Origin of the sequence: Mitsuaria sp. RG, from assembly GCF_028369275.1 — a bacterium.
Lineage (GTDB): Bacteria > Pseudomonadota > Gammaproteobacteria > Pseudomonadales > Pseudomonadaceae > Aquipseudomonas > Aquipseudomonas peradeniyensis.
On the sequence record NZ_JAQMYQ010000099.1, the window covers coordinates 1 to 2287 of the forward strand.

Genomic DNA, 2287 nt, shown 5'->3' on the forward strand with positions numbered 1-2287 from the left:
ACGCAGTGCCTGCTCGGCGACCGGTGTCGGCAGGAAGCTGACCTGTAGCGGCTGTTCCAGCCACCAGTCGAGCAGTTCATCGACATGCTCGCCGCCGATGGACGCCGGCGGCAGGTGCAGCACCGCCCCGGTGCTCAGTGCCGGCCAGGCTTCCCAGGCCATGGCATCGAAGCCGAAGCCGGCGACGCTGGAGGTGTGGCTGCCCTCGCCCAACTCGAAGGCCTGGCAATGCCAGTGGATCAGGTTGGCCAGGGTGCGGTGCTCGACCATTACACCCTTGGGCTGGCCGGTGGAACCGGAGGTGTAGATGACATAAGCCAGCTGATTCTCGTCCAGCCCTGCAACCACAGGATTGCTGGCCGCGTGGTCGAGCCAGTCATCGCCATCCAGCATGACTTTGGCTGCATCGCCGACCAACGCTTCGGTGGCCGATTCGACCAGCACCATCGCCGGCGCGCTGTCGCTGAGCAGATAGGCAATCCGCTCCGCCGGATAGCCCGGATCGACCGGCACATAGGCCGCGCCGGCCTTGAGCACGGCCAGCATCGCCAGCAGCCGCTGCGGGCCACGCTCCAGGCACAGCGCCACGCGGTCGCCCAGGACCACGCCCCGCTCGATCAGATGATGAGCCAGGCGGTTGGCACGCTCATTAAGTTCTCCATAGCTCAGACTCAGCCCGCCCTGTACAACGGCCAATGCTTCGGGCGACTGGGCCTCGACCAGCGCGTGCACGGTCTGACCTTGGGGATAATCCACGGCCGTGGTATTGAAACCTTCGAGCACATGGCGTCGCTGCATGCCCTCGAGGATGGGCAGCATGTCGACCTGCGCCGCGCCACCTTGCTCCAACGCCTGGATCAACTGGCTCACGGCAGCGGTCATCCAACCTGCGACCCGCTCGGCACCGATCCCCAGCTGGGCCAGTACGCTCAGGCTGAAACCTTCCCCGTGGTCGTCCACGCTCAGGGTCAGCGGGTAGTTGCTGCGCTCTTCACCGCCGAGCTGATGCATGCCCTGGAAACTTGCGACATCCACACCGGCCGTATCCGTCGGGCTATGGCGGTAGTTGAGCAAGGCACTGAACAGCGGCGCCGAGGCCGGCACGCCGCTGCAACGCTGGGCCAGTGCCAACGACGCATGCTCATGCCCGAGCAGCGCCGACAGCCGCTGGTGGGTGGCCTGCACCGCATCGCGGGCGCCCTTGGCGGTGTCGATGCGCAGCGGCAAGGTGTTGATGAACACCCCCAGCGCCCGGTCGGCGCCGTCACCGCCTTGCAGGCGGCCCATCAGCACGGTGCCGAACACCACGTCACCGCGCCCCGCCAGCACGCCCACCACGCGGGCCCAGGCCAGGTGCATCAGGCTCGCGGCGCTGACCCCGAGCGCCCTTGCCTGCTCGCGCACCCGGCGCGACAAGGCCGGATCCAGCGGCAGGCGCGACTCCTCGATATCACGCCCGTCGCCCTGCACATCGGCCAGCCCCATGGGCAGGGTCGGCTCGTCGACATCGCCGAGCATGTCGCGGAAGAACGCCTCGTGCCCCGCCTCGGCGGCGCCCAGGCGTACCTGGGCCACGTAGGTGCGGTACGGCACGGGCGCACTCAACAGGTGCCGGCGACCGGAGAGGATCGCCTGCAGTTCGTGGACGATCACCTCCATCGCCGTGTGATCCAGGGCCAGGTGGTGGAAGTGTAAAACGGCCACCACCCGTTGCAGGGCCGGGTCCAGGGCGTAGGTCAGACGCAGCAGCGGCGCCTGGGTCAGGTCCAGGCGTTGCAGGCGGGCATCGAAGTGCGCGTGCAGCCGCTCGATCACCGCCTCTTCGCCCAGGCCGGTGACTTCGCTGACCGCCAGGCGAGCCTGGCGCCAGACCACCTGCACCGGCTCGCCCAGCCCCTCCCAGACCACCGAGGTACGCAGGATATCGTGACGATCGATGACCTCTTGCAAGGCCTCGGCACAGGCCTGCAACCGATCCAGGCTGTCGAAGGCCAGACGGGTCTGCAGCAGGTAAGGATCGCCCTGCTCGGCACTGAGGTGGTGGTAGAGGATGCCTTCCTGAAGCGGCGCCAGCGGGTAGATTTCCTGCACGTTGGCCGCGCCACCCGGCACGCTGGCGACGATACGGTCGATGCTGGCCTGGTCCAGGTCGATCAGGCTGAGCATATTCGGCGTGATCTGCGTCGCACCCTGCGGTACACGGTTCTCGGGCACTGCCACTTCACGCCCGGAGCCCACAGCAGCCGCCAACGCGGCCAGGGTCGGCTGAGCGAACAGCACCCGCACA

Annotated in this window: 1 protein-coding gene; it reads right to left on the reverse strand. The window is 67.8% G+C overall.

All coding sequences use genetic code 11. From position 1 onward, the window contains the following. A partial coding sequence (locus POF53_RS25825) for an AMP-binding protein (protein WP_498970035.1) occupies positions 1-2287 on the reverse strand: 2287 nt, incomplete at both ends.